This is a genomic window from Nostoc sp. KVJ3, from assembly GCF_026127265.1.
Taxonomy (GTDB): Bacteria; Cyanobacteriota; Cyanobacteriia; order Cyanobacteriales; family Nostocaceae; genus Nostoc.
This window is the reverse complement of record NZ_WWFG01000001.1, coordinates 1335055-1361075: the sequence shown is the minus strand read 5'-3', so window position 1 is coordinate 1361075 and position 26021 is coordinate 1335055. Positions and strand designations below refer to the sequence as shown.

Sequence of the window (26021 nt, the reverse complement as noted above, 5' to 3'; positions counted from 1 at the left end):
GCTGAGTTATGAGTTTTTAATTAACTTCTAACTCCTGTAGAGACGCGATTAATCGCGTCTCTACTCCTAAATCCCTGAAGCTGATAAGCTGAAAACTAAATATTTCAGAAGCTCAACAAAAATGGAATGGCACGTAACTGATGCTCAAAGTTTAGCAATCATCGATAATGAAATTGAAAATCATGTCTTTTCACCCGCAGAGTATGAGATTGTGCGTCGGGTAATCTACGCGACGGCTGACTTTGAGTATAAGTCTTTGATTTGTTTCTCTGAGCGTGCTTTGCAAGCAGGAGCAGCAGCACTAGCTGCGCGTACCACGATTGTGGTAGATGTCCCAATGGTACAAGTAGGTATTGCCTACGAGATTCAAAATACCTTTGCCAATCCGGTGTATTGCAGTATGGAAGCTCTGACACGCCCTCAAAAAGAAAAAACTCGGGCAGCATGGGGAATCGAAACCTTAGCAAAGCGTTATCCAGAGGGTATTTTTGTGGTGGGTCAAGCATTAACAGCGCTAACAGCACTGGTAGATTTAATTGAAGCTGAGGAAATTAGACCTGCTTTGATAATTGCGACTCCAGTCGGATTTGTCAATGTTGATGAAGCAAAGAGGCGCTTACAAGACTCTCTAGTGCCCCATATTATCATTGACGGTCGCAAAGGTAATGCAGTTGTTGCCGCTGCGATCGTTGATGGATTGGTAGATTTGGCTTGGCAAGCCTATGGACAAGATGGAAATCGGGGGAGTTAGGAAAGTCGGCTCTATTGTATTCTGTATCCAAAAGAGTATTTAAAATTACTAAATATCCTGATATTTTTGTTAAGTATTGCCGACAAAGGAGCCTTTTCTTGTGGTTATTCAAGGTTTCAGTTTAAGCGCATATCTTGCAATTCCCGTAGTATTAGGTCTTTTGGCTGGGGGAGAAAGAATAAAAGCTTCTGTAGTTGAAAATTTTCAGGCATCCACTAACAAGGAAATGAGCCTATCTAGCCGCCAGCTAATCAGCGCTAAGGCGACTCCGAAAACATACTATGTGAGTGGTACTGGAAGCGACAATAATAGCGGACTCTCTAGTTCATCCGCCTTTAGGACTATTCAAAAGGCAGCAGACCTTACCAATCCTGGCGATACAGTATTGATTATGAATGGAGTCTACAAAAATATAGGTCAAGCTGGAAGTGCTTTATATATTAAACGTTCTGGAACTGCCAATGCATGGATTAGATATAAAGCATATCCTGGTCATTTCCCAAAAATTCAGCACAATACATGGAACGGGATTACGGTCTTGGGTGGAGCTTCATATATTGAGATCAACGGGCTGGAGGTTGTCGGAAACAATGCCAATATCAGCCTTGATTATGCCATGAGTCAGAAGACTAACAAAACAAATCCACTGACCAATGGAAACTGCATCAATGTGGATGGACGAACCAATGGTCATGTTCATCATATTCGGATTTTGAATAATAAAGTGCATGACTGTGGAGGAGGAGGTATCGGAGCAGCACAGGCTGATTATGTGACAATAGATCATAATGTGGTGTTCAATAATGCCTGGTATAGTATTTATGGTTGCAGTGGCGTTGGGTTCTTGAGTAGTTGGAATTCTGACAACAACCGTGGATACAAGATGTTTATTACCAACAATAAGGTCTATAACAATCGCATGTATATCCCTTGGATTGCAGCCGGAAAGATTACAGATGGGAATGGTATTATTATTGATAGTTCTAGAAACGATCAAGGTAACTCAAAATTGGGTGCATATACAGGACGGACTTTAGTTAAAAACAATCTTACATTTAATAATGGTGGTTCAGGTATTCATACAATTGGAAGCGATCATGTTGATATTGTCAATAACACAGCTGTTTTAAATAATCAGACTCCAGAACTTAAGGGAGGACAAATATTTACCTACACGTCATCTGATGTCAGGATTTTAAATAATATTCTTTATGCTTTTCCTGGCAAGAATATTAATAGTAAAACCAAAAGCCAAAACGTTATTTACGATAATAATATCTACATTAATACTTCTAAGGTAAGTGTTAAGGGGCCTCATGATATTGTTGCAGACTCGGAGTTTTTAAAGAAGCATCCCACTCTAGAAAAAATATCTGGCGATTGGAAATCGCGGCTAGATAGACAAAACCCCCCTACGCGGACTTATGTAGAATCTAAGGTGGCAGGTTTTGCTTGTGGGCGAGTTACCTATCGTTTTAAAGGGAAACTCATTAAAGTGGGATGCTCTCTGTGAACTACTCAGACTTGCCTAATGCTGAAGTTGATCGCTTCCAATTCATCGGGAATAGCCATCAATTACTCCGTAGTTTTTTTGGTCTGACATTCCCTCCTCTTGTCAGGAATCCTGGTTCCCAAGACCCAAATCTTTCTCTTGCGACATATACCTATTAGCTTGGTTTTCGCTCTCTTTAAAAGTTGCTCCTCTACAGCGCTTCGCGCATCCTGCGGCGGGGGAGACCTCAAGACAGCACTTTTCGCTTGTGGCATTGATGGTTAAGATGGGACTTATCTTACCAGATCAGCAACGCCTTGGAGAGATATCAGACCAATAGAACTATGGAGTTGGAGGCTATTCCCGATAAATTGGGAAGCGCTGTCCGTCTTCGGTTGGGGTAGTTTACTCCTCTACTCTCGGCCGGCGGCGACGCGGTTTTTGTTGTTGGTCTTCACGCAAGCGGCGACCGACTTCGTTAAAGAAATCCCGCCGTAGATAAGGATAATCGCTAATCCACAGGTCACGACTGGGAATGTATATATCACTGAATTGTTCAATACTGCTCAAATCTGCGCGATTTGACAGTACTACCATTTCGGCAATTTGACCGCGAGTAATAACTTTGTGGGCGGGACGTAATGGTGCTACAAACTCAATGGTAAATCCTGTTTCATCACCCACCTCTAAGTTAATTTGTTTTTCTCGGTTTTCTATAATCACCAATTCGCCTTTGCTGTTGACTGTTTCGGTTTTACCCATTAACTGGTCTGTAATCCACCAATCTAAGACTCGACCACGGAAAAAGCCGCCATATTTATAACGGCGGCATTGCAAATTCCGCATACTTGCTTGAAACACTGGATACCACAACCAAAAAAAAGCGCTAACTATGCCCAGCACAAATACTATGGAAGCAAACGCAAGCCTAAAAACGACTGTTATAAGTAAGATGGCAACTACGGCAACTACAGAAATTAACAGCCGTTGCAAAAAATTTGAGAATTTCCCCCAATAGTACTTGTACTGCAAACCAGTGGCAATTAGGGGGATAACTTGTTCAAATTTCTGGCGAGTCAGTGGTACTAACATGAGTGCTGAGTGATGAATGCCGAATAGTGTATTTAAAGTATCTTTTCTAATCCATATACTAACGACTTTAGCGCTAAGACTTTGCGAATCGCTAGTAGAACTCCTGGCATATAACAAGCGCGATCGCTCGTATCATGTCGTAAAGTATAAATCTGTCCTGCTGCGCCAAAAATAACTTCTTGATGGGCAATCAGTCCCGGCAAGCGCACGCTATGAATTCTAATCCCTTCATCTGCTATACTACCCCTTGCTCCTGGTAATTTCTCCGTTTCTTCTACAAGAGCATGGTTGAAAGTTTTACCCAATTCTCCTAGTAACTGTGCTGTTTGAATGGCAGTACCACTGGGAGCATCAGCTTTTTGGTTGTGATGTAGTTCGATAATTTCTACATGGTCAAAATATTTGGAGGCGGCGATGGCGGCTTGTTGTAACAGCACCATACCAATGGAGAAGTTAGGAATAATTAGACAACCAGTGCTAGCTTTATCGGCAAAGTCTGCCAAATCTTGAATTTGTTCTGGACTTAAACCAGTAGTGCCGACAACTGGACGAATACCGTAAGCGATCGCACTACGAATATTGTCATAAACTGAATCGGGATGAGTAAAGTCTACAATCACCCCTGGAGGAGAGTGTCTGTCACCAGCCACATAACCCAACATCGGTTCTAATTGATTGGTAATCGGCACTTCCAGAGGTTCGCTTAAACCCGCTAACTCTCCAGCGTCTTTATCTTGATGTTCCAAACTGTGGTCAATTGCACCCACTAGGTTTAAGTCAGGCGCTTGCGCCACCGCCTTAATTACCTCACGGCCCATTTTACCAGCAGCACCGTTGACAATAACCGGGATAGGAGCTTGATTCGTCATAGGTCGAGAAATACTTTTTGAGGTAACAAAGGAATTGTAAAGACTTTAGCGTTCTAGTAGCTAGCTTCTCAAATCTCTGGCTTTATTCTGACTACCTTGATTTATGCACCTAATCACTCAGTTTTTCTGCCTCTAAAGCATATCGGTTCTCATTTTCATCCCACTATCTTAGCCAGTAATCGTTTTATTTTCCCTATTCCATCTACTACACCTCGAAAAATAGTTCCATACTTTACCTGATAAGTAGCTCTTATGGAAGCTATTAGCCTTTCTTTGTCAAGCTTAGTTGACTATTTGTAATATTATTGTTATATTTATTTATATAAGTTAGCAAAAACCAAACTTAATTATCTAAGTGGTGTTAGCTAAAAAAGCAGATTTCGGTATCGCTATATCTCATCGACATTTGGACTTCTCCCATCTACCTCGGCTATCAAGTCGGGGTTTTTTGTATTCTCGATGGTAATTACTATTGATTTAGTCATCTTTGAGATGACTTTCGCTATTAGCCGTAGGTTTCTAACCTATGGCGGGTTATGGTTCAGGCGCGAGATTGGATATTATGATAATTGCCAAATATTGGTTTGACTACAATACTTAAAAATATTTCAGTCAGGTTGAGGTGACTTAAGCTATTAGCCTTGGAATTCATTCCGAGGTGGGTAAGCGGTGTCTACGACAATCTACGCTTACGCATTCCACAGCACTTCATCAGTAAGGTGAGACATCAGGGAGTATTTGTTGACATTTGAGCATCATTTAATGCGTCATCCGAAGCGTGCCAGTTGGTGGGAGAATAATAACGAGAAATCATGCAAGCCTTGTGTTATCTCCAGCCCAAAGGAATCTGTAGAAATGTGGAAACGAATTGTATTAATTTTGCTATTGGTGTTGAGCTTTAGCCTGAGTAATTCTGATGTAGCAGCTGCGGCTGGACTTAAAAGCTTTGTAGACTCTAGTGATGGCTATCAGTTTTTATATCCTAACGGCTGGCTGCAAGTTAAAGTTGCCAATGGGCCAGATGTGGTTTTTCACGATTTGATTGAGGTGTCTGAAAATGTTTCTGTTGTGATTAGCCCAGTTCCAGAAGGCAAAACTTTATCAGAACTGGGAACGCCAACAGAAGTAGGATATAAATTGGGCAAAGCTGCTCTTGCGCCTCCTGACTCTGGTCGTTCAGCTGAATTAGTCAATGCCGCACAACGAGAAGTAGACGGTAAAACATACTACCTTTTAGAGTATGAGGTTAAACTCCCTAATCAACAGCAACGCCACAACATCGCTAGCGTCGCTGTTAGTCATGGTAAGCTTTTTACCCTCAACGCCTCAATTCCTGAAAAACGCTGGCAGAGAGTTAAAAGAATGATTGATGAGGTTGTCAATTCTTTTTCTGTTTATTAATGGGGAGTGGGGAGTGGGGAAATAAGGGAAATAAGGGAGATAAGGGGAATAATTAATGCCCAATTACCAATTACCAATTTTGTCAGAAATATCATGAAAATTCCACCTTTTGTACTTGCCTCAGCTTCCCCAGCCCGATGCCGTTTGCTGCAAACTGTTGGTATTGAACCGATAGTTCGACCAAGTGACTTTGATGAGTCGCAAATTGAATTAAGTGAACCAGCGCAATTGGTCAAAACTCTTGCCCAGTACAAAGCGGAAACTGTAGCGCCGCAGTTTGAATCGGCTTTGATTATGGGTTGTGATTCAGTTTTATTTATCAATGGTGAAATTTACGGCAAACCAGCAGATACAACTGATGCGATCGCCCGTTGGCAGATAATGCAAGGTAACTTTGGCGATTTGTATACAGGTCACGCCTTAATTGACCTTGAGCAAAACCGTACTTTAGTCAAGTCTCAAGTTACAAGAGTTTACTTTGCTCAAATGAGCGATCGCGCCATTCAAGCCTACGTTGCCACAGGTGAACCCCTCAAGTGTGCTGGAGCCTTTGCAATTGAAGGCTTTGGTAGTTTCTTTGTCGAAAAAATTGAAGGCTGTCACAGCAATGTAATCGGACTCAGTTTACCCTTGCTACGGCAGATGCTCGCAGAATTGGGATACGATGTTACTGATTTATGGCAATAGTCCTTTGCCCCATGCCCCATAGCCAATTCCCAAGTCTTTGCTTAATATTGCGAGCTAGAACAGTGAGACACAACAGGCTGTAGACTGGCCACTAGATCGCATTCCCAACTAGCTTATGTCATTTACTTCTATGCCCTCGCTGCGTGAACAACAACATCCCCTAATTCGTCAGCTAGCTGATTGTATTGAGGCAGCTTGGCATCAGCACCTGGATCTATCGCCCTACCATTTGCCTGATGAGTTGGGGTATGTGGAAGGTAGATTAGAAGGCGAAAAACTGACAATTGAAAATCGCTGCTATCAAACGCCCCAGTTTCGGAAAATGCACTTGGAACTGGCAAAAATCGGAAATATGCTGGATATTTTGCACTGCGTCATGTTTCCGCGTCCAGAATATAACCTGCCAATGTTTGGTTGCGATTTGGTTGGGGGTAGAGGTCAAATTAGTGCAGCGATCGCAGACCTTTCACCAATCCAATTAGAGCGCACCCTACCAGAATCTTATACTACTGCACTAACACAGTTAACAGTGCTTAACTTTTCCCAACCCCGTGAATTACCAGAATGGGGAAATATTTTTTCTGATTTCTGTATCTTTGTCCGCCCCAGTTCTCCAGAAGAAGAAGCAATGTTTCTTGCACGGGTGCGAGAATTTTTAGATATTCATTGTACCCTAGCGATCGCCTCACGTCCCGTTTCAGTTGAACAAGTGACCCAAAATCTCGCCGGACAACACAACTACTGCACCAAACAGCAGCAAAACGATAAAACCCGCCGAGTTCTAGAAAAAGCCTTTGGTTCAGCTTGGGCAGAACATTACATGACCACAGTTTTATTCGACCTCCCAACTTAACCATCCCCTCATCTCCCTATCTGTAGGTTCTGTTACGTTTTCGCGTAACGGATAAATGTAGAATTCATTCAACGAGAGTTTAATGGAGTCCCAAAACAGTAACAGGGAGAATAGTCAGGTCTTTGAAGCAAATATCACAAAATGGTTTGTTGTCTTGGTAGGTGCAAGCAACTAGAGACAGCTAACTCATTGATCGGAAAGTTAAGGAAACTCTGATGTTAAGAATACTGAAGTTTTTAGTTAGTTAATCATTCATTCACTTAAGGAAGACTAACTTTTGTAGCAAGATTGTATCCAAAAAAGGCAACAGTCTATTTTTGATGTTTCTTTTCAAATTTGTGGCTAACTGTAGCCGTAATGGATGTAGCAGTACAGTATCGCATCATACCATTTTGAGATTTTGTGTAGAGATGTGATATGTCGCGTCTCTATATCTAGATTCATATTGCTTGAAAATTCTGCTAATTCTCATTGCACTCATGTCTCAATAATACTCAGAGTTATTGAATAGCCAGCTACTATAGCGCTTCTTGGTTTCAATACAGACTTAACCCCAAGCCCCTTTCTTGCAAGGGAAGGGGAGTAAATAAGCCTCAAAGCCTCTCTCCTAAAAAAAGAGAAGTTTGGAAAAAGGTCAATGTATTAAAGACGCAAAGTGGTGAGGGAGTCACAGTCTAGGCGGTTTCCGTCGATTGCGTTAGCGACGCAGCAGCGTCACTCCCGAACCCGTTGGTGCAGCCTCTTGTAAGACATCGCTATAGAAACACCATTTTGCAAAACCATAGTGTTGAGTGTTTATCACGCAATAGATTTAAAACATACCCAGCTTTAAACCACTGTTGTTTGTCCTAAGCGGCTGGCTGTTGATTAAAAACCCTTTTATTTTTACTTCCATCAGCACAATTCAGGTAAATGGGCAACATATTATGTCAAGGGTGACTGAAAAGCCAAAGCCAACTGAACAGGCACTTAATCAAGAACAACCTAAGATTTGGTGGGGTATCGCTGTAGCTGTACCAGTAGTAATTGCTGCTGGAATATTAGGTACAGCCAAAATCGAGCAACTGAGAAAACTCACTACACCTGTACCCGTAATGCCATCTACCAATAGCATTAGTGCTGTAGGGCGTTTGGAACCGCGAGGCGAAGTTGTTAAATTATCCGCCCCATCATCAGGATTATCGCCATCATCACGAATTCAGCAACTTTTGGTGAGAGAAGGTGAACAGGTAAAGCAAGGCCAAATTGTAGCAATTTTAGATAATCGCGATACCCAAATAGCCGGACTAGAAGAGGCTAAAGCCAAGGTACAAGAATCTCGTGCAAATTTAGCGCAAGTCAGGGCTGGATCTCCACGAGATATTCAAGCCCAAAGAGCAGTTGTTGCTCGCCTACAAGCGCAGTATATTGGCGAAAGGGATGGTCAACAAGCAACGATCGCGCGGATTGCAGCCCAGTTAAGTGGAGATAAACTCGTCCAACAAGCAACAGTAAATCGCCTAGAAGCTGAACTCAGTGGGCAAAAAGAAACTCTCAGAGCAACCCTTACACGGATTCAAGCCCAACAACGCAATGCTCAAGTCGATGCTGGACGCTATGATTTTTTATACAAAGAAGGCGCGATTTCTCAGCAAGAGCGGGATACTAGACGCTTAAGTGCAGTAACTGCTAACCAGCAAGTGGCTGAAAGCCAAGCTACCCTAAAGCAGACATTAGCCACTGTACGCCAGCAACTGGCTGAGGCTAGAGCTAACCAAATACAAAATTTAGCAACTTTGCAACAGCAGCTAATCGAAGCCAAGGTTAACCGTGACAAAACTTTAGCAACTTTGCAAAGGCAAATTGATGAAGAAAAGGCCAAACTGAGTAGAATTATGGACGTTAGTCCTACCGATGTGCAAGTAGCGCAAGCCCAAGTTAGTAATGCGATCGCAAATGTCAGAAAAGCCGAAGCACAACTAAGATTGAGCTACGTTCAAGCACCAATCGCTGGAGAGATTTTAAAGGTTTATACCAAGTCAGGCGAAGCCATCGGTGCAAATGGGATTGCTGAAATTGGACAAACCAGTCAAATGTATGTGATTGCGGAAGTCCCCGAAGACAGTATTGGTAAAGTGCGTATTGGTCAAAACGCCACAGTCAGCAGTGATAATGGAGCATTTAGCGGCGAATTAAAGGGAACTGTCACCGAAATTGGCAGAAAAATTGGTAAAAAAGACGTGCTGAATACAGATCCAGCGGCAGATGTAGATGCCAGAGTTGTAGAAGTAAAAATTGCTCTGCCTTCAGGAGATAGTCAGAAAGTTTCTGGTTTAACTTACGCTAAAGTTCTTGTCGAAATTAATAACTAATCAAGTTATGAGCGAACAGTAATACCAATTTCTGATTTGATATCTTGAATTGGAGATGTTCTTAATTACGAATTATTTTACCTGTGCTTGGATGAGCATAACATGAACCAAAAAATCCCTCTGTCGTGGCTACAACTAACAAGAGAAAAAACTCGTCTAGCTGTAGCTTTGGCAGGAATTGCTTTCGCTGATATTTTGATGTTTATGCAACTCGGCTTTCGGGATGCTTTGTATTATAGTAACGTTAGATTTCATAACAGCTTACAGGGCGATATTGTTTTAATCAATAGTCAATCTAGTGCTGTTTTGGCGATGAGGAGCTTTTCTCAAAGAAGGTTATATAAAGCATTAGATTTACCCGCAGTCCAATCAGTACATCCTATATATTTAGACTTTACAATCTGGAAAAATCCTGTAACAGGTCGTCCTCGTAGTATCCTGATTTTTGGAATGAACCCAGAAACTAACATAGTTAACTTACCTGGGGTTCAGGAGAATTTAGATAAACTTAAACTGCCTGATGTCGTTCTATTTGACCGTTCTTCTAGGGTAGAATATGGCCCTATAGCTGCTAATTATGACCAAGGTAAAACTGTAACAGCAGAAGTACGAAGGCGGCAAATTAAAGTCGGGGGACTATTTACATTAGGTGCATCATTCGGCGCAGATGGAAATTTAATTACAAGCGATGTTAACTTTCTGCGGATATTTAATAATCGTCAAGCAGGATTAATTGATATTGGGCTGATTAGATTAAAGCCGGGAGCAGATGCTGAAGTTGTCGCCCAACAATTACGAAACTATTTACCTAAAGAAGTAAATGTTTTAACTAAGCAAGAATTTATTGATTTTGAACGGAATTATTGGGCAAATAGTACAGCTATTGGGTTTATTTTCACATTAGGGACTGTCATGGGTTTCATTGTTGGGACTGTGATTGTTTATCAAATCCTTTATACAGAAGTTGCAGACCACTTAGCTGAATATGCTACTCTCAAGGCAATAGGTTATACACAAAACTATTTGTTGACGGTCATTCTTCAAGAGGCTTTATTATTAGCAGTTTTAGGATATTTCCCTGGGATTATTTTTTCCTTATTTATGTATAGCAGTGCCAGAGATGCAACCCTATTACCAGTTTTCATGAGTTTTGAACGTGCCGTAATGGTGTTGGTTTTAACCATGATTATGTGCATTATTTCCGGTGCGATCGCAGTCCGAAAATTACGTTCAGCCGATCCAGCAGATATCTTTTAATTAAGTCAATATTAATTAAAAGATATTATTAATAAACATGACTTATAGTTGATGGTTAAGAAAACTTGATTCTTGATTGGTACTACACTTAGATTTTGAAAATTTTAACTTATAGCTAACAAAAACATGATCGAAAAAGAACCTGTAATTGCCATTAAAAATATCAATCACTACTATGGCAAGGGCGCACTGAGAAAACAGATATTATTTGATATCAACCTAGAAATATATTCTGGTGAAATTGTAATTATGACCGGGCCATCAGGTTCAGGTAAAACCACATTACTGAGCTTAATTGGTGGTTTGCGGTCTGTACAAGAGGGAAGTTTGAAATTTTTAGGTGAAGAACTCCTTGGTGTCAGTCAAAACAAACTGGTGCAGATGCGGCGCAATATTGGTTATATTTTCCAAGCTCACAATTTGCTAGGGTTCTTGACAGCGAAGCAAAATGTGCAAATGGCGGTAGAATTGAACGATCGCATTTCTCAAACAGAAGCAATAGCTAAATCAAAAGCGATGCTAGGGTCTGTTGGTCTAGAAGAACGAGTCGATTACTATCCAGATAATCTTTCTGGTGGACAAAAACAAAGAATTGCGATCGCTCGCGCCTTAGTAAATCGTCCCCCACTGGTGTTAGCAGACGAACCAACAGCAGCATTAGACAAACAATCAGGACGTGATGTTGTGGAAATAATGCAGAGTCTGGCCAAAAATCAGGGGACTACTATCTTATTAGTGACACACGATAACCGCATTTTAGATATAGCCGATCGCATCATAGAAATGGAAGATGGTCTTTTAACCCGTAATTCTTCAAATACAACCAGTCAGTCATGATTCCAAAATGAGAAATCACAACTGATAACTACAGGACTTACGCAAACAATATCTAAAACCCTGATTCTATGGTAGGGGCAATTCATGAATTGCCCCTACAGCGCGTCTTTTTGCGTAATATCATGTCCGCCAAATTACTTACGATATGTCATTGCGATCGCAACGAAGTGGAGCGTTCGCGCAGCGTCTCGTAGAGAAGCAATCAGCCGTCTCTGCTGTAGGAGGGGAGGTAAGTCCTATTCTTGGGCGAAAGTCTAAGTTTAGGCACTCCCCCTTGATTACAGAAGCCCCAACTTCAACCGTACTCGGTAAGTTGGGGTAGTTCACAGCCATACTTCTCCATCTAAGCCTCCGGGGTACTCCCGCCACATTGGTATTCCAATTGGCGGGATGGGGGTAGTCCGGGGTAAATACAAGGGTTCGATACCCTTGTATTTACCAATCTTTTTGTAATCTTCATAGTTTAAAACCTTTGTGTAGCAAGGATTTCGGGGTATAATTAAAGAGATCGAGTCAGTAGTCTACTGTTGGAGTCGAAGACCGGAAAACTCTCATCCTAAGCCAACAGACTGAACCTTGAAAACTGATATGGGGTTGCATCCAGAAATACAGATTTTATCTGTTAGGTTGGTTGCGTAAAATCAATTACCTTGGGTTGTACAAAACTTTGGTTTCTTGTACAAACAACGGTCTGGACGGATCGTTGCTGGCTGTGGAGGTTACTGGAATACCAGACCTGTGAATCAGCAAATTCTCGCTGCGAGGTTAGATGCTCCCGCTACATTGCTTGCAATTAGCGGTGAGAGTCGTCACGAGACGCTACCGCGAACGTCCCACTACGTTAAAGACCTAGTTTTCCCTATTCCCTATTGCCTACTCCCTTTCTTTTTACTTCTGACTTTTTACTCCTGCCCAAACAGTAAGCGGTTGTCCAATTTGTTTATACAACAAACTTTCTAAAATCACCCCATTATTGTTAGCGGTGAGAGTTTTATTTGGCTGACGCAGAGACTCATAAAATCCGTTATACCAACCATTTTTAGAGTTAAGGTTAGCTTGGACAAAATCAAATAACTGCCTAGTGTAAGTAGTATTGTAAAGTACGTGCCAGCCGATCGCAGCCTTTGCACTGAGAAATCGTAAATCGTTGTGTTTTTCTCCGGTATCTGCGATCGTTGCCCAAGGTTCTCCATTGACAAATAAGCTACTGTAAACAAAGTATGGAGGGCGATCTAAGTTGTCTTCGGTGACAGCAGTTAATTGTTTTGTCGCTTCATAACGCGCTGCTTGAGCAGCTAAAATCCGATCGCCATAGGCTTTAGGCAAAGCTTGAAACCCAGTTTCTATACCATCTAAAATATAAGGCTCGCTAAGAACGTAGTTATTGGCTCCAGAGTTTTTATAATCACGTTGATCGTAAGGAATTCCCTGTCCATACAGATCGACAAAGGCAGCATGGGACTGATAATCTAAGGCTTGCTTAACATCCAAGCCCCAAAGCTTCAGACCATAAGCAGCATAATTCTCATAGCCCAAGCGACCTTCTTGGTTGTATTGTTCTTTACCTTTAATGACCGCAGTACCATACATTTGACCATTTTTGGTAAGACGCTTGACTTGCCAATGTTGCCAAACCTCTGTAGAAAGCGATCGCATTTTTGGATACTTAGCCCCGACAATCTTTAACCAGATTGCCATCCTACCCAAATCTATGGCTGACCAACCAATTTCTTCGCGTTTTTCTAGTTGTCCATAATTAACGGGTACGAGGGTTTTGGTATTATAGACCTTGTTGGGTAATTCACCTTTGTATAAAGGCATCGATGCCAGTGTTTTCAACATTTTGCTCATTTTGGCTTCAAATTCAGCCGCAGGGACGATATTGAGTTCTCTAGCACTGACTAAAGCTGCGATCGCTGCGGTCTGATCCCACATACTGACAGAGGCAAAGCCATCAACGGAATTTACCAAACCAGTTTCATCATTCCAGTTGCGCTGGAAGTATGACCAAGCAATACGTGCAGTTGTCGTTTCCTCTGGGGTCAGTTTTCCAACTCCCGGAGCAATGTATGGAATTATGGCTACTGTTAGTTCGTTCTTAGGAATAGCTTGACCTGGCAAAACTACAGATTTAGCATCAAGGCTAGCAACTATTTCAGCTGCTTTAGCACCAGAGATAGGGTTTTGGGGTTTATTTGGTTGTACTAAATGGCGTGAAGCAGTTTCGGATGTTGAAATTTCAGATTTTTCTATAGAAGTCTGGGAAAGGTTCTTAGACCAACCATTTAAAATTGCGATCGCGATTACAGCCGTAACTACTCCTCCTACAGAAGCTAGTATAGACAAGTTCTTAGGTGGCGGTTGAAAATCAGAACTCATACTGATTAAAGCCTTATTTTGTAAGTCAGCGTTGTTTGCGTAGTTTCACCAAATACATTCTTCCCAACTTTGAAATCTAACTAACACCCAGAAGTCCACCTGACTACTACAATAAAATAGTCACGCACCCAATCTCTGGAGTTCTAGCAGTGGGCTTATTTGATGATTTGAGTCGGTTTTTAGAAAACCGTTTAGAAGAATTCTTGCGTAACAATCCACATTTGGAGTTAGAGGCGCTGCTAGAACAGCTGCGTGAGCAAGAAGAAGACACATTAAAGCTGATCGCAGACTTACAATTACAAGAGAAGCGATCGCAAGAAGATATTCTCTCTACCGCTCAAGAAATTCAACGGTGGCATATCCGGGTTCAAAAAGCCAAAAATGCTGGTAGAGAAGATTTAGTAACTCCGGCTCTTGAGCGAGAAGCAGCCCTGTTGCGCGAAGGAAATCAGCGCTGGGGACAGATGCAAGGGCTGAAAGAACGCATTAACCAATCTCAGGAACTACTACGAAAAATTCAGCAACGGCGACAGGAGGTGCAAGCTAAAGCAGCAGAAGCACAAACAGCCCGTGATAAAGCGCAAACTCAACAGCGTTTTGAAACCAGTGGCTGGTCAAATAAAACTAGCAGTTATTCTAGTGGGTTTGATGATTTAGAAGAGAAGTTCCGTAGCTGGGAAACTCAAGATGAGTTAGAACAAATGAAGCGGAATCTAGGGAAATAATCGCAAAGGCACTGGTACAAGCAAGTTCAGGAGTGTTGAGTCATACCATGTCCGGTTAAACACTTGTCATTGCGTACTGCGTTGGAGAACCCAAAGGGTACGGAGTGAAGCGTAAGTCCTTCCGATACGCTTCGCGAACGCAGAGTCCTGGTGATTGATTCGCTCTACTTTGTTGCGATCGCAATGATATATCGTAAGTAATTTGGGTGCGATTGTATCATACCATAGGCAAAATCTTGGCATTACCCACATTTATGTAATATTTTGTCACAGTTAAAGTATTGCACTGATCCACATCCCGCCCAGAACTTAAGTTCTGGGCTAATAGCTCAAGTCCACCGAAGTAGACTGAAATTCTTGTTTTGACCCTATTAGTACTTACGCATTGACAGTAAAGACCCCTCTCCAAACCTCTCCCCGAAGCGGAGAGAGGCTTAATTTCCGTGATATTTGTATGTAAATTTAAGGTAACTAAATCTTTTCTGGAGATGTCTATTGACTAACAGTCTCACCAATACGGTTCGGTTAAGGTTATTTGATAAAAATAATAGATATAAATCCGCTATAAATCGCCGTCAGGACGAAGGACTGATTATTGTAAAGACGGCGATTTATCGCGTTTCTTGCCTTAACCGAACAGTTATTGACAGTCTCACGATCTTCGCTAAATTTATGCAACGGGTAAGCGGCTACGTAGTCTTATTGATAATACATCTATCTAAGTACTTAGTTTCTCCCTATTTTTCTCATTTCTGCACAAAAAGGATGTACTGAGATTTCTAAAATTACTGTAAAACTACTTATTTTACAGTAATTATATATTTTGCAGTAATTATACTGAACCAACAAGCAAGTTATTAAATTTAAAGTGGTTAGTTGAAGGTTAGTAGCGCCTGACAACTCTGTTGAAATAGCACTAATTGCCCCCAGTTAATATCTGAATTCTCTAATTAGACATCCTACATAGTATCGAAAGCTTTTTGCTGTAAACTAGGCGCTGCTTGGTTAACGGTCGATTGCACTCGCTTGCTTACTTAGAAAAAGAGACACAAATCATCTACCAAAGGGGTAATATTGGGTACTCAAGTAGTTGCAATTTCATCTTTGCGTAGTTGCACTGAAAATATAAGTTCAGTTTTTTGGCAGCTATGGGAGCAGTATCGAGATGAACTTTACCGTTGTTGTCTTAGATGGATGGGGAAAAACCCTACTGATGCTGAAGATGCGTTAAGTCGAGCGATGCTCAAGGCTTGGGAGAAGGTGCAAAAGTATGCGGGGGAAATTACTAATTTTAAAGCTTGGTTAATAAGACTGACTCATAATCTCTGCGTAGATATTCATCGGGAATGCGATCGCAGGGCCAATAGAGTTGAGAATATAGAAATATACGCTTCTGTTGAGGATCAAAGGCTAGTAACATTGGACGATACGCCAGAAGTTGCAATGGAGACTAGCGAGAAAAGGATTGCGATCCGCCGTGCGATCGCTAATTTACCCACAAGACTACGCGAGACGTTTATCCTGCACTTTTATCAGGAATTGTCTTATTTAGAAATTGCTCAACAGCAAAATATATCCTACCAGAATGTCTGCAAGCGCATCTCGCAAGGGCGGGCAATTCTGCGAGAGAAGTTGAGGGAATATTTTATTGGCGAGGATAGGACTCATAAGGATTTATCACTTACGCCAACCTTGGCTGCAATTGGGGAAATTTCCCAGGGGAATACTAGAGTTGAACCGATTGTTGCAGTGGAAGAAGTGGAGATTGTTGTTGCTGAAGAACCGAGGGAGGTAGTGCGATCGGTGCAGCACTCTGAGTCAGTTCCCGTTGCGGGAATCTCTGATGGGAAGTTAGAAATAAAGAGAGATGGTTGTCGCTGCGTTGAGGCGACGCTGTGTGAATTGCCCCCAGCAGCGATTTTGGCTTTGGCACAATTTGATGAAGAAACTGAAAGTTGTTGGAATTCTTGTCTGGTGGTGCAGAGAATAGAAGAAAATCCAGAGATGTGGAAAATATGGGGAGAATTTCTGCTCCGCCTAAGCAAATTCTGCCTGGACAACAAGGAAAGTTTTGGTTACAGGATAAGCTAGTGGCAGCAGGTTCAGAAGGTAGCGTCACCTATTTGGTAGGAAGCCAAGGCAAGCGCAGAATTGTAAAAAATGGGCTTTATCTAAAGTTTAATTCACAAATTGTCTTCTTCAATCGTCTTAATAATGTAGAGACAAAGGGCAGACAATCAAATTTTAACCAAAATAATTTAGATGTCTATGCCTTAATGAATTCACTGCATAACTACGAGGTAAAAAATATGATAGCCGAATCTACTGCAACGATTTATGCTGCAATAATTGCAGCAGGAACAGAGGCCGCTCATAAAGCTGCCGATGCTGCTTCTAGTGATGGAGCGGTAAATATGGCTGGTGTTTTTGTTAACTGCACTCCATTTTCTTGGAAAAGAAAAGAGAATACAGGAAAACCTTCGTCTGGAGCATGGACAATATCTCCCTCCGAGCAAGTTCTTAGCGGACAAACAGCAAAGGAAATCAAACAAGAACACTGGCAAGAATCTTCTTACACGGCTTTTTCACTTCATTCACGAGGTTTGGGAGTTGAAGCTCTTGCTGTATATCATTGTGAGGAAAAAAATATAGATGTTTGCTTTTTGCTAGATAATCCCAAAATGGGTCGTCCTCAAGCAGGTGTAAGCTTTAGCCAAAATTGGCTTGAAGATCAAGCTGATGGCGAAGGAAAAGAGATAATAGATCACATTCATGATGTACGAACAGAACTCTGTCAAATATCTGAAGGAGAACAAAGAACAGTACATTTAGATGGATTTAAAGTGGTTTTCCAAGCAGCAGACAGAGGAACAGTTTTCAAAATGATATATGAAGGGTAGAAATCAAAAGTAATCTGAGTTTGATTCAGAGGCTGACCCATAAAATAATTAGGGGTTTCAGTCCCTGAATTAACCTGAAAATTTTGATTTTTCAGATGATATTGAACTGTTAGTTGTAGAACTTAGATTGTCAAACAAGCTTGGAGTAATGTTGCTATGTCAAAATCGCTTTTCGCCAAACTTCACCGGAGCTTTGGTACTGAATTATCTGGCATCGAGAAATATGAGAAAATTCAGGCAGGACTGTCTGAAATCGAAGAACAGTTGACTAGCTTAGATAACGAGCAAAAACAACGCCTCAAAAATGTCAAAGCGATCGTAGTTGGCGCAGGATTTGCAGGACTTGCGGCAGCTTATGAATTAGCAACTCAAGGCATTCAAGTCACTGTTTTGGAAGCAAGAGAGCGTGTTGGAGGACGGGTTCATAGTAAAGACAACATTGCTCCAGGACGCATTGTTGAGGCGGGTGCAGAATTAATTGGTGCAAATCATCATCAATGGATTCACTACGCGAGAAAATTTGGCTTGGGACTGAGCGTAATTTCCTCAGAAGCTAATTTCTTGGCAGCAGGATTAGAACAACCTCTCTACATCAATGGTTCTAATATTTCTCGCAAAATCCAAAAAAGAATCTTCGACAAAATAGGGAAGATTGAAGAAAAAATCAATGAAGATGCAGAGCAAGTAGATGCCTACGAACCTTGGACACATCCTAAAGCTAAGGAGTGGGATAGCATTTCTGTTGCTGATAAGTTAGATGAATGGTGTGCGGGTGATTTGTTATTACGAAACACTCTAGAGGTGCATTTTAGTAATGACCAGACTTCCCCAACTACAGAGCAAAGTTACCTTGGTTTACTAGCAGCAGTCAAAGGTGGTGGAGTTGAAGATTACTGGACTTTGTCAGAAACCTTCCGTTGTGATAGTGGGAATCAAGCTTTAGCACAGAAGTTTGTTGAGGAAATCCAAAAGGTTGTTAAAGAAATTCACGGGCAAGAAGATTGGTCTGTTAATACAGATGAACCCGTGACTCACATTGATATTTCCAAAGATTCAGCCAATGTGACCGTTCGTACTATCTTCAAAGGAGACAATAAAGAATACAAGGGAAACTACGTTATTTTTGCCATTCCTCCCGCCACATGGAAACATATTTCCATTACTCCTAAGCTTCCCTCCGATTATGAGATGGCTATGGGACAAGCCATTAAATATCTAACTGCTGTCAATGAGCGGTTTTGGATTAAGAAAGGTCTGGCAGCCAGTTGTATGTCAGATGAAGTGGGCATGATTTGGGAATCTACTGATAACCAAATGGCAACCAGTGGACACGGCTTTGGGTTGAATCTGTTCGCAGGTGGTCAATCAGCAAGCAAAGCTTTGGCATCACCCGAACCGACGACTTATTTTAACGAAGCGTTCGGTCGAGTGTATGAAGACTATGAGAGTAACCTCATCAACCAAGAATTTATCGATTGGCCTAAAGAGAAATGGACACAAGGGGATATTCTTGCCCTAAACCCAACCAAGTTTGTAAGATTGGGCATTTTCTGAGTCAGGCTTATCTCGATAGATTTTTCTTCGCCGGGGAACATACCTGTCTAGCCTTTTTTGGCTACATGGAAGGAGCTTTGCGCTCTGGGGTTATTTGTTCCAAAAAGATCATAGAAGCAACGAAGTGCCGCAGAGCCGAACTCGTAGGTAGCACTACAGGAGTTTATCGGGGATATGCGCCAGAGAAGTTTGACGGCTTCTCAGATACGGTAGACAAACATAACTTGTCACAGCATCAAACCAGTGGCTTTGACTCATTTTCTGATGTGCTGAATGGTGTGAACTCTCTGAAGAAAGTAATTGTCCGCCACGGCGATATCGTAGATGGTTTGCAAGTTTTTTATGCGACTACTGACAAAAACAACACTACTCTTAACCAGTGGTCGAGAGAATACGGTAATAAACAACCTAATAAAGGAGATGTTTTTACAATTCCAGAAGGCGATTACCTCGAAGAGGTTTCTGGTTATTATGGTATTTGGTTTGGTGCAACTCATATCCTTCAGTTGAAGTTGACAACAAAAAATCAGAAACACCAGATTTTTGGTACTATGGCTCACAGTTTAGAGTCAGAGCGAAAATCTTTTACATTTAAGGCAAAGGATAGGGAGGAAATTATTGGCTTTTTTGGGGCTGAAGTTCCATTAGATTACAACGTTGATCGTTCAAAAGATTTGGTGATGTCGGCTCTTGGGGTAATTTTTAGAAGTATCGATTGAAAAAGAGGCAAGGGAGCAGGGAATAACTGATAGGTGTAGGTTTGTTTTTTATGTAGGCATGAGTGGGCACTCTCAAACAGAGTTCTAAATGTTGTTAAAACAGCTGAATTTCCTTCTTAGGTGGAAAATCAGAGACTAAAATTTGAGTTGTCAACCCACGGAAAAACCTCATTTAAGCCACATTTGTAAAATACCTACACCTGTCAGCGTTTCCCCCTGCCTCTTAATTGAAATGGTACGATCAATCGTAGCGTTAGGTGAAATGCTAATCATCTTTCTGTTCTTGTTTGCATTGAGATAACGCTGATAGAGTTAATATTTTAAAAGTGGAAATCCTGATTTTTCAGCACTGATAAATCCGGGCAACGCACTGGCTCCCTGATAATAATTTTGTTGTACTTGATAAATGTCTTTGTAAGTCTTCCTATTTTATAAAAATTTTGTGTTGTTAATAACAAATTTTTTAATTTGTCTAATGTTAAAAATTTTAGACATTCATATTTAATTTACATCAATTATATCTGAGATTACTCCCGAAGACAAGGCGGAAAACCTGAAGTCTCATGAGGCTAGATATTGTTATTACTACAATCATCTAGCAAGTAAAATCTGAAAATTGTATTGAATTTACTAATCAGGATTTATTTTTCTGATAAAGTTTACTAAAGTCAAGGTTTACCTCTTCTTTGTTTTACTACTAACACATCGTAATAATACCTAATTTTTTTGATTAATTATCAACAAGGAGAAGATATAAGAAATCTTGCATTTTTCAAAGAGAAGGTGTAATTGAACACAGTTTTATCTCATTTATTTAGTGTTGTTGCCACAGTATTTTCTAAATGTTTTTCATGAGAACTGAGGCAGAGAGAATATATGTTTTTAGACATTTTAGCTAGCCTACAACGGTTGTTTGTGGGTTACATTCCAGCCGCCGTGTTAGGTAGTTTTATCGGATACCTGATAGGTATGAATAGCATGGTTTATCAGTTGTTTAGACTGATATTCCAGATACCACATAGTATCCCTCCTATAGCTTTGCTACCTATTGCCTTAATAGTGTTTCAAGAGAGCGAATCGGCTGCTACTACGGTAGTTTTTATCGGAACTCTCTGGACGATGATTATTAATACGGCAATCGGTATGCGACATTTTCAGAGACAGAATAATAACTTTCGAGTTGCTATATTTCATATATTTCATGCCTTGAAAGTTAGTATTTGGGTAGCCTGGTTTATAGTTATTTCTATAGAAATGTTAACAGGCCCAAAAGGACTTGGGTTTACCCTCTGGGAAGCTTATAAGGCTGGCAATGCCGATTACATAATCCAGGTAATCCTCTACATTGGTATCATTGGCTTTTTGCTGGATCAGTTACTAGATTTTGCAGCTTATATTTTGTCGCAAATGGTTTCAGATGGGAAAAAATCTTCCTAAACTTTATCTAGACTTGCGGATTGCACCCTGCCAGCTAATAGTTTGCTTGGCAGAACGTATTCCCAAGGAACGAGTTGCTACGACTTCAATATCAACGTTGACACCAGGGCGTAAAGCGTCATCAGGAATTTTCAGCTTCCCCAAAGCTAGAGTAAAACGGTTGTAGTCACGAGTCACAAGTTCGTTGGGAATATCCCCTTCATATTCAGTTTTGTAGCCAGAAAAACCGTGTAAGTTATCCTGTGCTAAGAGTTTGATGCGAAACTGAGTATTAATGGCATCAGATTTTGCTGCCAAATCAACTATTTTTAAGTTGAGGTTTTGTCCTGCTTCGGCAAACTCTGCGACAGCTAACCGGGTGACATCTTTTTTGGGAATGGCATGGTCAACGGTAAATGTTGTTAAGTTAGCCTCACTTTTGATGCTACCATCAATCCATAAATCTTCAGCAAAAGTAACTTCGACTTGTTTGTTGTCACTTAAATTAACTGTTACAGCTTGATTGCCAAAACTGGTGATGGGTTGTCTTTCTTGCCAAACTATTTGAAAAGCCTCTTCTCTTCGATGTTCAAACTCAAGGTAATCATCTGCGATCGCAGAACCAGGCGCAAGTAGAGAAGTTGCCCCAATGCGTTGATTCCATTTGTTCTTCGAGAGGTTTACTGGTTTGTTTATCAGTTCCGAAATTGCTAGCTGTACAGTTGGACGATCGGCTGCCAAAGCTTCCTTGCTATTGACAATACTTAAAGTTCCTAAGCGCCCTTGGCTACCATCGTTACCATCACTACCATCTCGCCCATCGTTACCGTCACTACATCGATAAACCTTATCAGTACACTTATAATCAGGGCTACCGGGAGTTCCTTTGCAGGTTTTCACTTCCCACCTTCGTTTGTGACAGTGACAACCCTCCGTACCGTTACCCCCTCTACCGCCGCGTCCAGCTTTACCGCCAGTTGCCCGAACGGAAATGTTTCGTAAGTCTGCCAAATTGCTGTAATAAACTGTGAGGGAACCGCCATTTCCCCCATCTCCTCCCTTACCACCGTTACCGCCATTGCCACCATTTGGTGCATTTATATCATGACTGCGATCGCGTTGATAACCACAGTCAGGGCGATCGCCATGTTCCCCGTCTTCTCCGTCTTCACCATCTTTACCGGACAAATCAAGATTAACAGGTGAACCATTGACAAAAACGTTTTGGTTTTCACCACTTCTACCCGATCTACCATCGGTTCCTGTGCGTCCATCTCTGCTATAACTTCTGGCTACTCTATAGTATTTGTCAGAGGCAAAGGCTGGGCATAAAACTGAACCAGAGGCAGGCAAAAAGCTCGTAAATAAGCAGAATGTCAGCAGTAGTGGCAGCTTATTCCGAAAATTATTGTGCATTTAGTTAGACCTAAAACTTTAGTTGAATTATCTACTGCTGACGCTGATTTTCAACAATTTGCTCCCTTCTGTTCAGTGATATGCTTTTCAATTGGCTGTTGGATCGTCACTGACCTTAACAATCAACTTGCCAAAATTCTCACCTCGAAGTAAACCGATGAATGCACGAGGAGCGTTTTCTAAACCAACAACTACATCTTCTTTATACTTAAGTTGACCAGATTGCAACCATCCAGAAACATCATGTAAAAAATCATTCAACCGATCTTGATAATCACCAACTAGAAAACCTTTAATCAAGGCCCGCTTGACTAGCAGTGGCATTAAATTAGGCCCTGATGGAGTAGATGTGGCGTTATACTCTGAAATCAAACCTACTAGTGGAATTCTTGCCCCAAGGTTGATTTGCTGCAACACAGTTTCTAATATCACACCTGCTGTATTGTCATAGTAAATATCAATGCCATTAGGAGCAGCTTCTTTGAGCGCTGAATCAAGTTTTTGGGTTTTGCGGTTAATGCCAACATCAAAACCTAATTCCTTAACTATATAGTCTCGCTTATCGTCACTCCCGACAATTCCCACGACTCTAGCACCTTTAATTTTGGCAATTTGACCTGCTACTGCACCAACAGCACCAGAAGCAGCTGAAACCACGACAGTTTCACCTTCTTTGGGTTGACCAATATCAAGCAATGCAGCATAAGCAGTCAAACCAGGCATACCTAGTACACCTAAACTATAGGATAAAGGTGCTTGAGTGGGATTGAGTTTACGTAGTGTCTCACCCTTAGATACAGCATAAGTTTGCCAACCATTATTACTCAGAACAAAATCTCCTACTTGAAATTGAGGATGATTTGATTTAATTACTTGGCTGACTGTACCACCGACGATCGCAGAATTCAATTCTACTGGTGTAGCATAAGACTCGTTTGCACTAATGCGACCACGCATATAAGGGTCAAGAGATAGATAAATGGTGCGACTCAGAACTTCGCCTTCACCGGGTTCGGGACTTGGTGTTTCTACTAAAGCAAAATCACTCTCTTTTGGTTCACCGACTGGACGACTTTTAAGAATGATTTGTTTGTTAATTAAATCAGACATCAGTTATTTTCCTACTATATGATTTGGGTGTGGCTCTTTTAAACTTCCCAATGAATCTGTTACCTGATAATCAGTGTAGACTAATCCAAGTTATTTTCGCGCATCCCGTACAGATGCTATCATCTCTTAAGCAGTCGGTGTTTACCAAGCCAAAATAAAAAATAGTAATTTATTCTATTGCCGCTTTCAGATAAATTGCTTGATCAAAAACTGTAAATAAATAGTTAGATAGTTAGTAACAAAGTCTAAAAACGAAAATTTAGCTCATAATATTATAAAATATATATGGAGGTAAAATCATGATCCAAGTTTTACCCAAATTACTTACTTTCACTGAATTTATCGAATGGTATCCTAACGATGGTAAACGCTATGAATTGCACAAAGTTTCCAGTTTGTTTGCCAATTTCCCTATTTATACTTATTATCCAAACAGACAGTTAATTTTGATATTTTGTTTTTATGAGTAATGTATACCGCTCATCTCTAGCCTCTAACTCCCAAGCTGTAACTTCTCCTTTGCGGTTACTTATATTAAGTAATGGTCATGGGGAAGATGTAATTGCAGTTCGGATTTTGCAAGAACTGCAACGACTATCAAACCCACCAGAGATATTTGCTTTACCTCTGGTGGGTGAAGGACGTGCTTACCAAGAGTTAGATATACCTCTTATTGGTTCAGTCCGCACTATGCCTTCTGGTGGCTTTATTTATATGGATGGCCGCCAATTAGCGCGGGATGTCCGCGGTGGTTTATTACAACTTACCCTCAGCCAGATTAAAGCTATTCGCCGTTGGGTGAGTTCTCAAAAAAAATTAGGTAATAAAAGAGCAATTTTAGCTGTGGGAGATATTGTCCCACTGTTATTGGCAACTTTTAGTGGCGCTAATTATGCTTTTGTGGGTACAGCAAAATCTGAATATTATGTGCAAGATGAAGCTGGATTATTACCACGGAAATCCAAAGATGCGCGTTGGGAAAACTTTTCTGGTTCAGTTTACCATCCTTGGGAACGTTGGTTAATGAGTCGTCGCCGTTGTAAGGCGGTATTTCCTAGAGATGCACTGACGACAGAAACATTAAAACAATGGCCAATTCCCGCTTTGAATTTGGGTAATCCCATGATGGATGGTTTGGAACCTACGTTTTCACGCCAACAATTTTATAGTCAGGATAGTCAACAGCAGGAGACGGTTCGACCTTTTGTAGTGACTCTTCTGCCTGGTTCCCGTCCGCCAGAGGCATACGCTAACTGGGAAACAATTATGATTGCCGTATCTGCGTTGACGGCAAGTTTCCAGGAGCGAGGCTCAATCTTTTACACTTCTAGCAAGGTAGTCTTTTTAGGTGCGATCGCTCCTAGTTTAGACTCTCACATTTTATCCCAAAGTGTCCAATCTCAAGGCTGGCGCACTGAATCTGTATGTCCTATCCAACTTCCCGACCCAAATATCTTGACATTTAAACAAAGAAATGCATATCTATTGCTGACCCAAAAAGCTTATAATGACTGCTTGCATTTAGGAGATTTAGCGATCGCAATGGCAGGTACAGCTACAGAACAGTTTATCGGTTTAGGTAAACCTGCGATCGCAATTCCCGGCAACGGGCCCCAATATAATCCTGCCTTTGCTGAAGCTCAAAGTCGTCTTTTAGGCTCATCTTTGATTTTAGTCGAGCAGCCAGCAGAAGTTGCCAAGATTGTCCAGTCCCTATTTAAAGATCCTGATATTTTGCAAATTATTGCCGAAAACGGTAGGCGACGCATGGGCAAAATGGGAGCAGCACTACGCATTGCAGAATGCTTGCAGGAACGATTGGGTTGAATGGGTATTGGGCATTTCCTTGTCTCCTGGAGTTTAGACTAAAGACAAGCGAGCGGAAAATCACACTTAGAGAATTATGGATAAAAGAATGACATAGCTAGTACAGTGCGGCGGAAATAAACCACCCATTCCAAATCAATGAAACCCTCATGCTGTATTCATTTTTAATTTTTAATTTTTAATTCCGCCCTGCGGTACTAGTCAGACGAAGAAGAAGGTATCTAACTTAATGAAACCAAGTAATTTCACTGGACTATTTGATGAAGTATTGAACAATTTGGGTTTAATACTTTATTTATGGTCAAATTTTATCAAATTTGTGTAAAAAGATGACTGAATTTCAGAAAAATAGATTGATGCTACTGTTCACCAAGGTTAAGCTGTT

At 41.1% G+C, this 26021-nt stretch carries 21 protein-coding genes and 1 pseudogene; 17 read left to right on the top strand and 5 right to left on the bottom strand.

Annotated features, from left to right (window positions below):
* Positions 1 to 121 precede the first annotated feature (121 nt).
* From GTQ43_RS05585 to GTQ43_RS05575, 3 genes are all read left to right on the top strand, one after another.
* Entirely contained in the window at positions 122 to 751 is a 630-nt protein-coding gene (locus tag GTQ43_RS05585; protein WP_265271379.1) for a precorrin-8X methylmutase, read from the top strand.
* Between the two features lie 100 nt (positions 752 to 851).
* Positions 852 to 2264 carry a right-handed parallel beta-helix repeat-containing protein gene (locus tag GTQ43_RS05580; RefSeq protein WP_265271378.1) on the top strand — a complete coding sequence of 471 codons (1413 nt, stop codon included), beginning with the start codon at positions 852 to 854 and terminating at the stop codon, positions 2262 to 2264.
* Positions 2261 to 2422 carry a hypothetical protein gene (locus GTQ43_RS05575; protein WP_265271376.1) on the top strand — a complete coding sequence of 54 codons (162 nt, stop codon included), beginning with the start codon at positions 2261 to 2263 and terminating at the stop codon, positions 2420 to 2422. Before GTQ43_RS05580 ends, GTQ43_RS05575 begins: the two co-directional genes overlap by 4 nt.
* Positions 2423 to 2648: 226 nt before the next feature.
* Here GTQ43_RS05575 and GTQ43_RS05570 read toward each other — a convergent pair whose 3' ends face one another.
* Positions 2649 to 3335 carry a phosphate ABC transporter permease gene (locus GTQ43_RS05570; protein WP_265271374.1) on the bottom strand — a complete coding sequence of 229 codons (687 nt, stop codon included), beginning with the start codon at positions 3333 to 3335 and terminating at the stop codon, positions 2649 to 2651.
* A gap of 32 nt (positions 3336 to 3367) precedes the next feature.
* Entirely contained in the window at positions 3368 to 4204 is an 837-nt protein-coding gene (dapB, locus tag GTQ43_RS05565; RefSeq protein WP_265271372.1) for a 4-hydroxy-tetrahydrodipicolinate reductase, read from the bottom strand.
* 855 nt (positions 4205 to 5059) lie between these two features.
* Here dapB and psbP point away from each other — a divergent pair.
* The 6 genes from psbP to GTQ43_RS05535 all read left to right on the top strand — a co-directional run bounded on the left by psbP (position 5060) and on the right by GTQ43_RS05535 (position 11590).
* Positions 5060 to 5605 (top strand): photosystem II reaction center PsbP, encoded by a 546-nt coding sequence (gene psbP, locus GTQ43_RS05560; RefSeq protein WP_265273673.1) that lies wholly within the window; start codon positions 5060 to 5062, stop codon positions 5603 to 5605.
* Between the two features lie 93 nt (positions 5606 to 5698).
* Positions 5699 to 6292 (top strand): Maf family protein, encoded by a 594-nt coding sequence (locus GTQ43_RS05555; RefSeq protein ID WP_265271370.1) that lies wholly within the window; start codon positions 5699 to 5701, stop codon positions 6290 to 6292.
* Between the two features lie 115 nt (positions 6293 to 6407).
* Positions 6408 to 7145: a phycocyanobilin:ferredoxin oxidoreductase gene (locus tag GTQ43_RS05550; protein ID WP_265271368.1), complete on the top strand. Its 738-nt coding sequence runs from the start codon at positions 6408 to 6410 to the stop codon at positions 7143 to 7145.
* Between the two features lie 926 nt (positions 7146 to 8071).
* Positions 8072 to 9496, top strand: a complete 1425-nt coding sequence (locus tag GTQ43_RS05545; protein WP_265271366.1) for an HlyD family efflux transporter periplasmic adaptor subunit — start codon at positions 8072 to 8074, stop codon at positions 9494 to 9496.
* 102 nt (positions 9497 to 9598) lie between these two features.
* Positions 9599 to 10753 (top strand): ABC transporter permease DevC, encoded by a 1155-nt coding sequence (gene devC / locus GTQ43_RS05540; protein ID WP_265271364.1) that lies wholly within the window; start codon positions 9599 to 9601, stop codon positions 10751 to 10753.
* Positions 10754 to 10879: 126 nt separating this feature from the next.
* On the top strand, positions 10880 to 11590 hold the full coding sequence (locus GTQ43_RS05535; protein ID WP_265271362.1) for a DevA family ABC transporter ATP-binding protein: 711 nt from the start codon (positions 10880 to 10882) through the stop codon (positions 11588 to 11590).
* Positions 11591 to 12478: 888 nt separating this feature from the next.
* Here GTQ43_RS05535 and GTQ43_RS05530 read toward each other — a convergent pair.
* Positions 12479 to 13969: a DUF3131 domain-containing protein gene (locus GTQ43_RS05530; protein ID WP_265271361.1), complete on the bottom strand. Its 1491-nt coding sequence runs from the start codon at positions 13967 to 13969 to the stop codon at positions 12479 to 12481.
* Between the two features lie 149 nt (positions 13970 to 14118).
* On the opposite strand from GTQ43_RS05530, the gene GTQ43_RS05525 reads away from it, so the two are divergent.
* From GTQ43_RS05525 to GTQ43_RS05500, 6 genes are all read left to right on the top strand, one after another.
* A complete protein-coding gene (locus tag GTQ43_RS05525) occupies positions 14119 to 14694 on the top strand; it encodes a TIGR04376 family protein (protein WP_265271359.1) in 576 nt (191 codons plus the stop codon).
* Positions 14695 to 15768: 1074 nt separating this feature from the next.
* On the top strand, positions 15769 to 16785 hold the full coding sequence (locus tag GTQ43_RS05520) for an RNA polymerase sigma factor (protein ID WP_265271357.1): 1017 nt from the start codon (positions 15769 to 15771) through the stop codon (positions 16783 to 16785).
* A complete protein-coding gene (locus GTQ43_RS05515) occupies positions 16785 to 17594 on the top strand; it encodes a hypothetical protein (protein ID WP_265271354.1) in 810 nt (269 codons plus the stop codon). Before GTQ43_RS05520 ends, GTQ43_RS05515 begins: the two co-directional genes overlap by 1 nt.
* A gap of 156 nt (positions 17595 to 17750) precedes the next feature.
* A complete protein-coding gene (locus GTQ43_RS05510) occupies positions 17751 to 19148 on the top strand; it encodes a flavin monoamine oxidase family protein (RefSeq protein WP_265271353.1) in 1398 nt (465 codons plus the stop codon).
* Positions 19085 to 19867 (top strand): jacalin-like lectin, encoded by a 783-nt coding sequence (locus GTQ43_RS05505; protein WP_265271351.1) that lies wholly within the window; start codon positions 19085 to 19087, stop codon positions 19865 to 19867. Before GTQ43_RS05510 ends, GTQ43_RS05505 begins: the two co-directional genes overlap by 64 nt.
* A gap of 876 nt (positions 19868 to 20743) precedes the next feature.
* A complete protein-coding gene (locus tag GTQ43_RS05500; RefSeq protein WP_265271349.1) occupies positions 20744 to 21304 on the top strand; it encodes a nitrate transporter in 561 nt (186 codons plus the stop codon).
* A gap of 3 nt (positions 21305 to 21307) precedes the next feature.
* On the opposite strand, the gene GTQ43_RS05495 is transcribed toward GTQ43_RS05500, so the two are convergent.
* Positions 21308 to 22699: a collagen-like protein gene (locus GTQ43_RS05495; RefSeq protein WP_265271347.1), complete on the bottom strand. Its 1392-nt coding sequence runs from the start codon at positions 22697 to 22699 to the stop codon at positions 21308 to 21310.
* Between the two features lie 87 nt (positions 22700 to 22786).
* Entirely contained in the window at positions 22787 to 23809 is a 1023-nt protein-coding gene (locus GTQ43_RS05490; RefSeq protein ID WP_265271345.1) for an NADP-dependent oxidoreductase, read from the bottom strand.
* Between the two features lie 299 nt (positions 23810 to 24108).
* Here GTQ43_RS05490 and GTQ43_RS41690 point away from each other — a divergent pair.
* Both GTQ43_RS41690 and GTQ43_RS05480 read left to right on the top strand, forming a co-directional pair.
* A pseudogene (locus GTQ43_RS41690) lies at positions 24109 to 24195 on the top strand (Uma2 family endonuclease); the annotation flags it as partial.
* A gap of 76 nt (positions 24196 to 24271) precedes the next feature.
* On the top strand, positions 24272 to 25636 hold the full coding sequence (locus tag GTQ43_RS05480; RefSeq protein WP_265271343.1) for a lipid-A-disaccharide synthase-related protein: 1365 nt from the start codon (positions 24272 to 24274) through the stop codon (positions 25634 to 25636).
* Positions 25637 to 26021: the final 385 nt, after the last annotated feature.